A 13,832-nucleotide genomic window follows, 5' to 3' on the forward strand; every position below is an offset into this window, starting at 1 on the left:
TTGATGCCTTAGTCCTGATACCTTTGTTGCTATTAGTTTTCCCGCTTCAGCCCGTATTTTTCTATCTTGCTATAGAGGTGGCTTCGTTGAATTTCGATATCATCAGCCGTTTTTGATACGTTCCAAGCGTTATTTTCCAACTTGTATTTTATATATTCTCTTTCAGCGAAATCCTTGTACTCTTGGAAAGAAGAGAACTGATCAAAGTGGTTCAATCCATTGATACTACCATGATGAGCAGGTTCTGACGCTGAGAAAGAGGTGCCGTTTGCGCCGCCGCCTATGCTTGTTGCACTTTCAGTCATTTCGGTTACTGGCCCGCCCGGATTAGCATACGCGTATACATCCTTATCGGTGATGGACTTATCACTTAAAATGATGAGACGTTCTACCATGTTTCTCAACTCGCGAATATTACCCGTCCAAGGAAGCGATTTTAGTGCTTCAATGGCGCTGCTGGTTATTTTTTTGATGGGCATTCCATAGTCTGTGCAAATTTCTTCACAAAACTGCTCCGCTATAATAGGGATATCGGATCTTCTTTCGGAAAGAGGCGGCACGTGTATAAGGATCACGCTCAGGCGATGATAAAGGTCCATCCGGAAATTGCCTAGTTCGATCTCCTTCAACAGATCTTTGTTGGTTGCCGCTATGACGCGAACGTTTACTTCAATTTCCTTATCGCCTCCTACACGGGTTATCTTATTTTCCTGCAATGCCCGGAGTACTTTTGCCTGGGCAGAAAGACTCATGTCACCTATTTCGTCTAAAAACAAGGTGCCTCGATCGGCCTGCTCAAATTTACCTATGCGTTGTTTGACTGCCGATGTAAAGGATCCTTTTTCATGGCCGAACAACTCACTTTCAATCAGCTCCGAGGGTATCGCGGCACAATTCACTTCAATCAACGGTGAGTTAGCCCGATTTGATTTCTCGTGGAGCCACCTAGCTACCAATTCTTTACCACTACCGTTCGCTCCGGTTATCAAAACGCGGGCGTCGGTGGGTGCTACGCGATCTATTGTTTCCTTAATTTTAGATATAGCCTCGGATTCGCCGAGTATTTCTCTCGTTTTGCTGACGCGACGTTTTAAAACTTTTGTTTCCGTAACTAATGTGCCGCGTTCAAGCGCATTTCTTACCGTAATAAGTAATCGATTTAAATCCGGCGGTTTAGAGATAAAGTCGTATGCTCCTTTTTTGCTTGCTTCAACGGCCGTTTCAACCGTACCGTGCCCAGATATCATTATGAAAGGAAGATCCGGTTTAATGGCCTGCGCTTCGGTAAGCACTTCCATCCCGTCCATTCTGCCCATCTTTATATCGCACAATACCAAGTTGATGTTATCTCTTTTGATAATTTCAAGCCCCTCCAAACCATTATCAACGTCAACAACCTGATAATCCTCGTATTCCAGAATTTCCCTTAACGTGCTTCTAATCGCCCGTTCATCATCAATGATTAATATTTTAGTCATAATTGTTTATTGCGTTAAAAACCGCAATCTTTATGCTGTTTAAGTTAAAAAAGCAAGCCTATAAGCCGGGTTCTGTCCCCACCCAAAGGTGAGCTTCTATCATTTATCTAGCCTTACAATCACTTGTAAGGTCTAACGACCTACCCATTCTGAATCCGCCAAAGGCGGAGAGAGCGAGCAACCCTACATTCAGAACCTATTTGGTCTTTCAATTCCCGGGGTTTACCGCAATGTATGTCACCATACAAGGCCGTGAGCTCTTACCTCACGTTTTCACCCTTATCTCATTTTATTGAGACGGTTTGTTTTCTGTGGCACTTTCCGTTCCCGGTTAACCGGGACCTTCCCGTTAGGAAGCGAGATGCTCTGTATTGCCCGGACTTTCCTCCTCACAACGTGCGGCGATAGAACGGCTTGCATCATGCAAACCTACTACAAAAATATCAAAATAAGAAATGGATTGACTAGTATTTAGTACAAATTAGCTAGGTGACGCGCTATGGAATCCATTTAACCTAATCTGCTCTATCTATCAATAGAGCGGGCGCTATTCTTTGCGGCACAATTCTTTAAGTGGACTGAAACCTCCTCCGTATCGATCAGCCCGAGTTCGTTTCCGAAGGCATTCCCGACATAGGTCAGGATATAAGCAATTTCCTGGTCTGTTAATGCCGGGTTAGCCGGCATTTCGGTATCGAAGGTGCGGTTGTCTACGATTAATTCCTTATGTAAGCCATGCTTTACAATACAAGCTAGCTCATGCCGTATAGAGCGCACAAAGGCCGTATCCGTTAGCGGAGGATAGAGGTTGCCTAGGCCTTCGCCTTTGGCGCCGTGACAATTTTCGCATTTAGCGCTATACAATGATTGCCCATTCGTGAAAAATTGCGCCTTTTTTATTTCTTGTTGACCCTGACATCCATTGATAACACAGGTAATAACCGCTAGAAAGAAACAGACCAATATCAGACTATTTTTTGTCATTGCTATATTCGCTCAACAGTATATCCATATCACGCATGAGTTGCGCCACTTGATCGTCATTTGTTCCGTCATACGCACCGCGGATTCGCTTCTCTTTGTCTATTAAAATAAACCAACCCTGATGCTCAAAACCTCCTGGAGCCTCTGCATCTTCTTTAGCGTAGACCATATATTTGTCGGCCATCGTATAGATATCTTGTTGGGAGCCATGGACAAATTGCCATTGATTGCCCTCCACGCCTAACTTGTCTGCATATCTTTTTAGTACCCAAGGGGTGTCGTACTTCGAGTCGATACTATGCGAAAGGATTTTCACTTCACTGTTTCCCTGATATTTGTTCAGAACCTTTAATAAATTTTTGCTCATAGTCGGGCAAATGCTTGGGCAGGAGGTAAAAAAGAAATCCGCTACGTATATACTGTTGTCAAAATCCTTACTTGTTACCGCCATACTATCCTGATTAATAAAAGTGAAGGAGGGAATGGTCTGGTATATGGTATCTGTAATTGATTTACCGTTTACTTCCTTGGTTACCGCTTCACGTTCACCAAGTATGGGCAGTCTTTTTTGTTCTTCTTGTGCACATGCCCACAGCATTAAGCTTATGGCAAAGCTAACATATTTCTTCATTTGCGGTTTTTTGTTTAATAAACTATTTGTATTTTGAAAGAACCCGTTGGCTTTCCTCCTCGGCTTCATTAAATTTCTCTTTAAGTGCCTTGATTTTCGTCAGCTCGTTTTTGAAATAGGCCTCAATTTCTTCTGGCTTTTTGTCTTCCTGCGCGGGTTCAAAGTTATGCATCCAGTCAGTCATTTCCTCATTGACCTCGGTAAGTTTTGATTGCAGTTTAGTTAACTGCGCTTTCTCTTGCGCGGTGTCGAGTGAGGGATTTGCCTGTTTCAGGCTATCCATCTTTGTAAGTAGAATACCCACTTTCAGATTGTCACGTACGAATGTGCCCATTTTTGGCATAATAGAATCATGAACAGCAATGACTTCCTGCTGCAACACTACATGATGATTTGCAGTATTGTCGCAGGCGGCGATACTCAGAGCCATGGCTAGGGACAAGAAAATGTATTTCTTCATTGTTATGTATTGTTGTTTAATTGAAATATTCTTATTTATATAGGATGTATGGTTCGTTTACCAGTCGACTAGATGGCGGCTGGCATATAAAACTCGGCTTCCTTCGTTGTGCTAACTTTTACAATTCCAGCGAGTATCATGTTCACTAACAAACGCTGTGTTTTCCTTCTCGATAGCTTTAAATGCTTGCAGATGTCGATCAATAAAGCTCTATCGTTTTCGTGTAAAAAGGTAAGCAATTGCTTTTCCTTATCTGTATAGGTGATCAGTACGCCTTCGGTATCGGTATGCCGTTTAAGCACATCAACCACCACCTTGCCTGCTAAAATACTTTTGTCTTTCACTCGTATATAAACCCACCACTTACCGTCTTCGCCCAAAGCGTAATGCGGTTTTAAGTCGCTCTCTGGTATTTCTGCAATAAGCACCAGTTTGTCGTCCACAAAAGTCTCGTCAAATCTGATCTCAATCGCCGGTTTGCAATACCGATAAGCCGCACGCTCAAGAATATATCGTTCTTCATCTTCATTTTTTACTCCGATAATATGGCCATCATCGGCAACTCCGATAAGGAGTTTCCCGCCTTTGTTGTTAGCAAAGGCAACCAATGTTTTCGCGATCTTATTTTCATTGCTGATTTTATTTTTAAAATCGATTTGTTCGCCTTCGCCCTGTAGTATCGTTGCTTTTAACCTCATCTTGTTAGCGTATTGTTTTAAGAAAACAGAAGGAGATGCTTCTGCTGATTTATCCTAAAATAAAGGTTCCGTTCCGTTATCGATGAACAACGGTGGCTTGATCCTTATTATGTTTTAGGTTCCTCACGTACACCTCATTAATTACTTTCGCGCATACCTCTCCATTTTTATCCACAATATCCATCATGAACTTTTGTACAAATTTACCGGTTGTATCTAAGAGACGCTGTGCCTCTTCGATGTCCACATCACTTAAGCCGATGTGGAAATAAAGGGTACTCCGACCGGGTTTGATGTAATCAATCGAAGCGCTCTTTAGCCAAATCCGCATTTTATAGCCTTTTCTTCGAAAGATCTGATCAAACAGCAAAGCATAAAAAGGATCTGCCGCAGCATAAATCGTACCTCCAAATGTAGAGGAATTATAATTTCTGTTCAATAAGCTATATATAATCTTTACATCAACGCCCTTAAAGCCCTTATGAAATCGCTGAACCCAAATTCGTTGAAAAAGTAGGGGAGGATATAAACGCATTACCCATTTTAGTGTACGCTCTGAAACCTTCATGTATTTGTTAAATGCGTGTTCAACAATGTTTGCGGAAATTGCTCTAGCTAAGGTAGCAAGAATTTTATATTAGCCATAATTTTAAATGAACTATCTAAGGCGCGCTGCCATTACAAAAGTATAGGTTCAACGGGTAATCTTAAATCCTGGTGCAATAAAGTATAAACCGATTTAAATTCGATAAAATTTATATTTTAGCCGCCAGATTTCAATGGGCCTTTTTCATGACAGAACAGAATAGGAAGCAGCAGGCGGCTAAAGTTTGGCTGTTGGTTTTGGTAGCATCTTTAGGCTACTTTGTGGACATTTATGATTTGGTGATCTTTTCGATTGTCCGTGTGCAAAGCTTTAAAGATATTGGCGTGTCGCCGGAAAGCATGCGGACCGACGGCGAATATGTCTTAAATATGCAGATGATCGGTTTGCTGTTGGGTGGCTTGCTGTGGGGGATAATCGGTGATAAGTTTGGAAGGGTACGGGTCTTGTTCGGCTCCATTTTACTTTACTCGCTCGCTAACATGGCGAATAGTTTTGTACACGACGTGGATAGTTATGCCTGGATTCGCTTTATTGCCGGTATTGGTTTGGCCGGCGAGTTAGGTGCAGGGGTAACGTTGGTAAGCGAAAGCATGCCGCGCGAAAAACGTGGCTATGGAACCATGCTCATTGCAGGTATAGGCGTTATAGGCGCCATTGCTGCCTTTTATACGGCCGAACACTTCGCCTGGAGAAATGCCTATTTGGTGGGTGGTGGGATGGGATTATTACTGCTATTTATGCGTCTGGGAACGTTTGAATCGGGGCTTTTTACCGATACCGCTCAAAAAGACGTTTTGAAAGGCCGGTTTTTTATGCTATTTCAAACAAAAGAGCGGTTTTTGAGATACCTCTACTGTATGCTAATTGGACTGCCGATTTGGTTTATCGTGGGTATTTTGATCACACAAGCTCCTGAATTCGGCATAGCTTTAGGTGCTGCGGAAGCGCTCAGTGCCGGGAAGGGAATTATGTACGCGTACATCGGTATATCCCTGGGCGATATTTTTGCAGGCCTGTATGCCCAAGTAACGAAGTCGCGCAAGAAGGCCGTATTTTTCTTTCAATTACTTATTATCGTTAGCTCTTTATGGTATTTAGGGAGCGATGGTATTACCGCCGAAAAGTTTAGCTGGTTAGCGTTTTTTATGGGCTTTTCGGTCGGGTATTGGGCTACATTCGTGACTATCGCTTCTGAGCAGTTCGGCACCAATTTGAGAGCTACGGTCGCAACCACGGCACCTAATTTTGTCCGTGGTGCGCTTGTTCCGAGCACCTTTTTATTTGAGTGGCTCGTTGATCGATTCGATATTATTCATGCGGCTATGATGATGGTCATTTTTCTAAGTGCCGTAGCGATGTTTGCGCTCAGTCAGCTAAAAGAAAGTTTTGATAAGGATTTGAATTACATCGAAGAATAGCTGTAAATCAGGCGTAGGCTTTATGCAGGCTTTAGGGCTGCATCCGCTATATATCGCATTGCCTGGTTCACTTACTTCTCTGTTATTTGACTGTTTCCTGCTTCCGGCTCCGACTTCCTGCGACTTGTCCACCAAAATAAGGGGGGGATCAAGATTGGCGCAAACAATAAAGTACTTGTTAAGCCGCCAATGATCACTGTCGCCAAAGGGCGCTGTACGTCCGACCCGATGCCACTGGAGGTAGCCGCAGGGAACAAGCCAATAATCGCTACCACCAAAATAGTCAACACGGCGCGCAATTGGCCTTTTGAGGTGGCAAGTATGACGGCTTTCTGTTCTTCATCTTGTAAAGTGTGAACAGAAAGCTTGCTGAAGTTTCTGTTGAGTGCCGATACGATGAGTACACCGGCCATTACCGAAATTCCAAAAATACTAACAAATCCAACCCCTGCCGATACATTAAAGTAGTATCCTCTTATTAATAAGGCCAAGATGCCCCCAGCTAAAGCAAATAAAATGCAGCTCATTGTCAGGAGCGTATCCTTGAAATTGCGGTACAGCAGATATAAGAAAGCGAACACCAAGCCGATGGTTAAGGGAATAGTGAACAGCAGTTGGTTACCGGCTCTTTCGAGGTTCTCATATTGTCCACCGTAAATAATGTCATATCCTTTTGGGATATGTACCTCCGCATCTATTTTTCGCTGTAATTCTTTGACGAAGCTTACTTGATCGCGCCCTTCTATGTTGGTTCGGACGGTGATCATGCGTTTGCTGGCATAATGATAAATGTTGGTTTGTCCTTCAATGAATTCGATATCCGCCAGTTGATTCATCGGAATGAGGTTGCCTGTTGCGGAGCTTACCAGCAGACTCTTAAGCGCATTGATGTCATTTCTGTATTCGGGCAGGTAACGAAGGACTATATCATATCGTTTTGTGCCATCATATATTTCCGAAATTATTTTCCCGCCAATAGCACTTTCAATCATATTTTGAATGTCGGAGATATTTATACCGAACCGGGCGGCGTTCTCGCGGTTTATATTGACCGCGATTTGTTCTTGCGGACCTTCCTGCTCGATGTTAACGGATTCGCTTCCTTGCATATTGCCAACAATATGGGTGATACTATCTGCTTTTTGACGCATGAGGTGTAAATCTTCACCAATGATTGATACCGCCAGATCGGCGGCTGAACCGGTCACAATCTCCATCACCTGATCGATAATAGGCTGGCCACTGGAGAAGCTAACGCTTGGTAGCGCTTTTGACAAGTCGGTCTTCAGGTTATTAACTAAAGTCGATTTAGCGATGGTGTCGCTCCAGAGTTTATAATCCTTAAGTCCCACCAAAATTTCATTTCTATTGGCCGGAAATGGATCGGTGCCGTCGTCGTTCCGCCCGGTTTGCGTAATGACAAAAGCAACCTGAGGGTATTTAGCAATTACTTTTCTGATAAGGGGAGCATATTTTGCATTTTCCTGGATGGTGATTCCCGAGGGAAAGTTGCCTCGTAAAAAGATAGAGCCTTCATCCAAGGAGGGCAAAAATTCCGATCCTAATTTAACACCTGCAAGTATACCGATGGCAACCACGAAAAAGCCAATGATAACCGTGCGTTTATGTTGTGCAATAAATCTTTTGAGGAGCTTGCCATATAAGTTTTCCAGAAAATCCAATACTTTGTTACGCTGCTCTTTCAAAGGTGCTCCCTGTTTGTCAAGTGCCTTGCGGTAGACGAAGGAGATCAACACCGGTATGATGGTGAGCGCTGCCAACATGGAGCCTATTACTGCAAACGCTAAGGTTAAAGCCATCGGCGAAAACAATTTTCCTTCAACTCGGGTCATCAATAGAATAGGCATGTAGGCCAAGATGATAATGGTAACCGAAAAGAAGATCTCTCTACCGACCTCCTGTGCCGATAAAAGAGTAATCTTGATGATACCCTGTTTCTTTTCCTCTGTGGTAGCTGTTCGGTACTTTCGGATCAGGTGTTCTACCATTACACAGGCTCCATCTACGATGATGCCAAAGTCAATCGCTCCGAGCGAAAGTAAGTTCGCAGGGATGCCGGTGAGGCGCATGAGGATGAAAGCAAAAAGAAGTGAAAATGGAATTGTTAATGATACGACCAGCGCACTGCGTACACTTCCAAGAAAAAATATAAGGAGAATCACTACTATGCTGATTCCTTCAAAAAGCGTATGGGCGACCGCTTCTAATGAGTGGTCTATGAGAAAGCTACGGTCGTAAAGCGGCCTGATGCGTATGCCCTCGGGCAGGTCATGCACCTCTATATCGGCTATTTTTTGTTTCAGTAAGGCCAATGCGTCGCTCGGATTTTCATAGCGGCGTAAGAGCACAATGCCTTCTACGCCATTAGCTACATCTAAACTGTCGGCTGTAACGGTATAGCCTAAAACGCCATTAGGCGGAGGAGGGCCCACTTCGACATTGCCAACATCACGTACAAATATAGGCATGCCGTTTTCCGACTTCAACACGATATTCAAAATGTCATTTTCCGATTTGATTGCCCCTAGACCTCTGACAGCGAAACCCTGGCCGCCTCGGTTTATAATATTACCACCAGTGTTTTGATTGTTGTTATCGACAGCTGTTTCGATCTCGCCTATGCTCAGGCCGTATTTACGTAACTTTTCGGGTGATAAAAAGATATGGAACTGCTTCATCGGTCCACCAAAGGTCGTTACATCGGCAATGCCGGGCACTTGTAGCAGGGCTGGTTTGATAACCCAGTCCTGCAGATCGCGCAGTTGTGTAGGCGTAAAGCTTGCTGGTGCTTCGACGACATAACGCATGATTTCGCCAACAGCGGTTGAAAGCGGTGCTAATTCCGGATTTACGCCGTCAGGCAGTTCCGCTGCAGCTAAACGCTCCATTACCTGTTGGCGCGCAAAATAATCGTCTGTGCCATCTTTAAATGTAAGCTGGACCACCGCTAAGCCAAATATGGTACGGCTCCTTCGATCCAGCACATTTGGTGTGTTTTGTAAAGCCCGTTCGATCGGAACGGTGACTTGCTGTTCTACTTCCTCTGCTGCTCTTCCCGGAAATGGCGCGACTACAATCACATTGGTATCCGCGATATCGGGATATGCTTCTATTTTAAGCTGAGTAAAGCAATAGTATCCCGCCGCCATGAGTACAATGCCGGTAGCAACGACGGTCCAACGGTTTTTTAATGAGAATATCAATAAATTCCTAATCATTTTCTTTCTTTTTTCCGGGCCATTCTTTCACTTCGTGAATTACTATGTATCCTGCCTTTGTTATGTTCCGTAGCGATTTCAGTACTGCGTTAACCTTGTCGTCTTCATCAATAAAGGTGATCAGTAAAGGAACTTCGTCAAAGCTGAAGAGATCGTTCGGGCGGTTTAGGTGACTGCCTCCTAAATAGCCGAGATCTCCATTAAAAGCCGTCGCGCTTTTCACTTGTTGTTCAATCAAAAATTGTATGATAAATTCATATAGTGGTTGACTTCCGAGGAACTCGTTTTTATTGATAAAAATCTGTACTTGTAACATGAGGTTCGTTGTTTGTTATTTGTTACTTGTTGTTTGTTATTCGAAGCCATCGCATACCTAACGAATATTCTCCGTTGCTTTTCTGGTGATCCCTGAGGTTACGAAGGCAGGTGCTGCTTCTTTTGCTATCAATTCAGGATTCAATTACTAATAGCCAAAAGAGAGTCCCTTAAGCTGAATAGCTCCTTTGGTAATTACTTCGTCGTCCTTTTTTAATCCTTCCAGCACGATGAGATGATCGCCTATTTGCTGTCCCGTTTTTATCGCCTTTCGCTCAAAGACACCGTTTCCCTTGTTTATAAAGACGTAGTCCTTACCATCCACGGTTACTAAAGATTTTTTGTTGATGGTTAGGCGGTCGCCTACGCTTTTTAAGTCGAATGTCACCTGGGCAAACATACCGGCCTTCAGGGAACTGCTATGATCCAATACGCTGACACGGAGTTTTACCATGCGTGTTACGTTATCGATAACATCGGCAATGTCTTCGACTTCTCCCTTAAAGGTTTTTTCGGGGAATGCCGAAAACAGCAGTTCGCAGGAAGCGCCTTCTTGTATCGCATTAATTTGATTTTCGGGTATATCACAAATCACGTAAGCTTTACCTACAGGTGCTTTTCTGAGCGCAGTGGGATCAAAGCCTCCCTGCTTTAGACTGGCTTCGTACTGTATAAGTGCTGCTTTTTCATTTGCAAGGTTACTTTTCTCAAGTGAAAGGGCGGTTTGCGCTTCCAGTACATCGCGTCCGGTGGCCGCCCCATGACTTAATAAATCGGAAGCGCGCTCCAACTCAATTTCCTTTTGCTTAATATTAATCTGCTGAATTTGATGGATATTGGTTTGATGCTGTGCCAAGGCGGTGTAACTGGCGGCTAAATCCGGATTGTCGAAAAGTACTACATTCTGCGAAGCGCCTGCAGCGGAGACAACCACTGTAGCAGCAATTTTACCCGGCGCTGTATAAGAAGCGGTCATCGAGCTGTCAAAGATTGGTGCCGACTCGAAGAAGTTCCTCATTGTGCTGTCTGTGAAGCTGACGTATTGGCCGTTATCGCTCACGGAAGGCGCTATTATGCGCTCAACCGGACTGTCTTGGCCGCGAGAGCAGGCTGTCCATAAAAGAACGGACGTTAACAAATATAAAATCGGTTTCATTTTAGTATGTGTATCTTTTTAATTGTTATTTCAATAACGCGTTCAATCGGCCAGTTGGCAAATTAAGCCGCTGGCATAAAGCAGTTGAATATAGCTTTGCTGGTAAAGTTGGAAGGCGTCGTAGTATTGCTGTTGCGTTTCGAGCCAACTACGCTGTGCCTCTAAAAAATCGATCAAGGTGGTTCCTCCGCGGAGATAGGCATATTTAACGTTTGCCAGTATGTGTTCCGACTGTCTAAGTAGGCTGTCGGTAAATTGATGTGTGTTCTGCCTTTGGGTTTGATAACTGGCGTAGGCGGTCGTTAGCTCTGCTTCAGCCTTATTCTTAACAGCCTCGTATTGTTGTTCGGATTGATCTTTTAAGATAAGTGCCTTTCTAATCTCGCCTTGGTTCCTTGAGAATACCGGCAGATCAAAAGTTAAGGTAAATCCAGCATAATTAATACGGTTTTGTGGGTTCCACATGACACCGAACTCCGGAACAGGCACTGCTAAGCTTTTTTGTAAAGCGATGTTTTGGTTGGAAACGTTCATGAGCGACTGCGCCGCTTTGATGTCCGATCGATTTAACAGCGCTTTTTGTAATAGAGAGTCGACTGCCAGGTTTCCCATTAGTGCAAACTGATCAGAGAGATCTATATCCCGAACGGGAGAACCTATTAAATATCCGAGCTCCACCAGTAGGTTGCTTAACTCGCGTGCTGCACTCTTTACCTTTAGCTCGTATTCTTTCGACAATAGTTGTGTACGCATAAAATCAGTTTGTGTTATTACTTGATTTTTAAGTCGCACCTCATTGATATCACGGAGCGAGTCGATGTTGTTTTTGGCAATTTTGAGAATATCCAGCTGTTTATGTGCCGTGTATATATCCATCCACTTTGAAGCAACTTCGGCAAATATTTCCCGCTCTAGTTCCTGATAATTCTTTATAGACCAATCGATCTGCTGCTGGGCCAGGTTTATTTTTTTTTGCCGTTGACCGGCTAACTGAAAAGGCTTGGTCAGTGTAAACAAAGTTTGGCGGTTTAGCGGATCGGACCATGCCGTATTGGCGGCGAAATGTCTATTTTGGGTCAACTGAATCGTTTCGTTATGAAATGAGGGATTGGGCCGCAGTGCAGCCGTTATACTGTCGGCCTGCGCGGCGCTGATTTGATGGGACTCGGTTTTTAAATTTGGATTTTGCGTTTTGGCAAACCGTAATGCATCCCGTAAGCTCAGGTGCTGAGCACTCACGGTAGCCAACTTACAAAAGCATAATAGCGCTATTATCCAAAAAGCTCTTTGCATGATGTGGTGTCGTTTTTCGGTGCAAAGGTGGAGAATAGGTGCTCCCCAAGCCGTTAGAAAGGCTTTATATTTTTATTAGAAAAATATTAGAGAAAGGGTAGTTCTTTATTGGTTATTCGTTGTTGTTGCCGATATCATTGGATATAGGTGTCAAGACGATATCAATAATCACATAGCTCCATGTTTTAAATGTGGTAGCTTGATCTGGAACTTGGTGCCAATTCCACGTGTTGACGAAACGCTAATCTCACCATGATGAAGGGCTATAATCCGTTGACAGAGGGTCATACCGATACCATGGCCGCTAGAGCGATTTTTGTTTTGGCCCCGATAGAATGGAATAAAAATCTTTGCTAAGTCGGCCTCAGGAATGCCTTTGCCATTATCAATGAAGTCGACAACCGCGTAGCCGTACTGATAAGAAATTTTTACTTCACACGACTGGTCGTCAGAAAATTTACAAGCATTCTCCATCACATTAGCGAAAGCCACTTGCAACAGGTAATTATTTCCGCTGACGGTAATCTCGTCATCGGCGTCGGGCACTTCCGTAAAGTCAATGGCAATATGGCAAGAAGGCGTCTGCTTTTGCAATTGATGTTTAGCGTCCAACAGAGTTTCATCGATGCGCACGGGCTTGAACGATATTTGTGTGGGGTCGTAGCTTGCTTTTGCTAAATCCAGTAAACTTGTGGTTAACTTAGCAAGTGCCTGTGCATCCTTCAGCGTTAATTCGATGGTTTGTTGATATTGTTCGACGCTTCGGGGTTTATTCGAAGAAAGCTCCAATTCTGTAATAATGGTCGACAAAGGTGTTCTAACTTCATGCGCGATATTAGACACGAATTCCTTCTGTGCGTTAAAAGATTTTTCGAGGCGATTAAGCATTTCGTTGAATGTGATCGCCAGTTCAGCCAGTTCATCTTTACCGCTACCGACGTTAATTCGCGAATCCAAGTTACTGGCTGTAATTTCCTCTACGTTATTAACCATATTTGAAACCGGTTTCAGCGCCTGTTCTGCGGAAAAGCGACCGGCAATGACAATCAATAAGAGCGACAAACAAAATGCAATCGCTAAATACTCTAAGATGGTATCGAGTTTTTCCTGTCCATAACGATCAATAGCTGCAGCGGTGATGATGTAGGATTTATTACCGTGTTGAAGTGTGAAAGCGGTGACATGGTATTTATTGTATTTGTATCGGATTTCTTTGTTTTTAACAATTGCATCCAATAGTTGAGGAGTCTCTTTTACGATGTCTTTATTTTCTGCATCGTGATAGATGAGTCGGTGCCACTCATCGTAAATTGCGACTTCTTCATTAATGACGCGCAGCGTATTATTAGCATATATTGTTTGGAGTACTTCGGGCTTGATGTTGAGGTCGAACAGAAAGTATACTTTTGTGATGGCATGTTGTTTAATCTGGTTGTAAAATTCATCTTTCTGATCATTAGCCAATGAAAGGTAAAAGATCAAAGCAAAAACCAGCAGAACCCCTGCTGAAAGCAGCGAATATAAAAGGGTTAGTTTATTCCTAATCTTCATGA

The 13,832-nt window shown here is 43.5% G+C and carries 12 protein-coding genes and 1 other RNA gene; 1 reads left to right on the top strand and 12 read right to left on the bottom strand.

Going from position 1 to position 13,832, the window contains the following annotated elements:
* Window positions 1-32 precede the first annotated feature (32 nt).
* The 7 genes from EPX21_RS02870 to EPX21_RS02900 all read right to left on the bottom strand — a co-directional run bounded on the left by EPX21_RS02870 (window position 33) and on the right by EPX21_RS02900 (window position 4,819).
* Complete coding sequence (locus EPX21_RS02870) at window positions 33-1,478, bottom strand: sigma-54 dependent transcriptional regulator (RefSeq protein ID WP_134088179.1); 1,446 nt, start codon at window positions 1,476-1,478, stop codon at window positions 33-35.
* Between the two features lie 45 nt (window positions 1,479-1,523).
* Window positions 1,524-1,899, bottom strand: an RNA gene (gene rnpB / locus EPX21_RS02875) — RNase P RNA component class A.
* A gap of 104 nt (window positions 1,900-2,003) precedes the next feature.
* Window positions 2,004-2,462 (bottom strand): cytochrome c, encoded by a 459-nt coding sequence (locus EPX21_RS02880; protein WP_134088180.1) that lies wholly within the window; start codon window positions 2,460-2,462, stop codon window positions 2,004-2,006.
* Window positions 2,449-3,093 (bottom strand): SCO family protein, encoded by a 645-nt coding sequence (locus tag EPX21_RS02885; RefSeq protein ID WP_134088181.1) that lies wholly within the window; start codon window positions 3,091-3,093, stop codon window positions 2,449-2,451. The genes EPX21_RS02880 and EPX21_RS02885 overlap by 14 nt, the downstream gene beginning before the upstream one ends.
* A 22-nt stretch (window positions 3,094-3,115) precedes the next feature.
* Window positions 3,116-3,553: a hypothetical protein gene (locus EPX21_RS02890; protein WP_134088182.1), complete on the bottom strand. Its 438-nt coding sequence runs from the start codon at window positions 3,551-3,553 to the stop codon at window positions 3,116-3,118.
* A 68-nt stretch (window positions 3,554-3,621) separates the two neighbouring features.
* A complete protein-coding gene (locus EPX21_RS02895) occupies window positions 3,622-4,251 on the bottom strand; it encodes a helix-turn-helix domain-containing protein (protein ID WP_134088183.1) in 630 nt (209 codons plus the stop codon).
* Window positions 4,252-4,327: 76 nt separating this feature from the next.
* Window positions 4,328-4,819, bottom strand: a complete 492-nt coding sequence (locus tag EPX21_RS02900) for a DUF4442 domain-containing protein (RefSeq protein ID WP_134088184.1) — start codon at window positions 4,817-4,819, stop codon at window positions 4,328-4,330.
* Window positions 4,820-5,043: 224 nt separating this feature from the next.
* Between EPX21_RS02900 and EPX21_RS02905 the strand changes: the two genes are divergently transcribed.
* Entirely contained in the window at window positions 5,044-6,276 is a 1,233-nt protein-coding gene (locus EPX21_RS02905) for an MFS transporter (RefSeq protein ID WP_134088185.1), read from the top strand.
* Window positions 6,277-6,347: 71 nt separating this feature from the next.
* On the opposite strand, the gene EPX21_RS02910 is transcribed toward EPX21_RS02905, so the two are convergent.
* The 5 genes from EPX21_RS02910 to EPX21_RS02930 form a co-directional block, all read right to left on the bottom strand.
* Window positions 6,348-9,515, bottom strand: coding sequence for an efflux RND transporter permease subunit (locus tag EPX21_RS02910; RefSeq protein WP_134088186.1), 3,168 nt, complete (start codon window positions 9,513-9,515; stop codon window positions 6,348-6,350).
* Entirely contained in the window at window positions 9,508-9,831 is a 324-nt protein-coding gene (locus EPX21_RS02915; RefSeq protein ID WP_134088187.1) for a DUF190 domain-containing protein, read from the bottom strand. Before EPX21_RS02915 ends, EPX21_RS02910 begins: the two co-directional genes overlap by 8 nt.
* 147 nt (window positions 9,832-9,978) lie before the next feature.
* Window positions 9,979-10,986, bottom strand: coding sequence for an efflux RND transporter periplasmic adaptor subunit (locus EPX21_RS02920; RefSeq protein ID WP_134088188.1), 1,008 nt, complete (start codon window positions 10,984-10,986; stop codon window positions 9,979-9,981).
* Window positions 10,987-11,028: 42 nt separating this feature from the next.
* Window positions 11,029-12,279: a TolC family protein gene (locus tag EPX21_RS02925; RefSeq protein ID WP_134088189.1), complete on the bottom strand. Its 1,251-nt coding sequence runs from the start codon at window positions 12,277-12,279 to the stop codon at window positions 11,029-11,031.
* A gap of 168 nt (window positions 12,280-12,447) precedes the next feature.
* Complete coding sequence (locus tag EPX21_RS02930) at window positions 12,448-13,830, bottom strand: ATP-binding protein (protein ID WP_134088190.1); 1,383 nt, start codon at window positions 13,828-13,830, stop codon at window positions 12,448-12,450.
* Window positions 13,831-13,832 lie beyond the last annotated feature (2 nt).

The organism is Olivibacter sp. XZL3 (genome assembly GCF_004368405.1).
Lineage (GTDB): Bacteria > Bacteroidota > Bacteroidia > Sphingobacteriales > Sphingobacteriaceae > Olivibacter.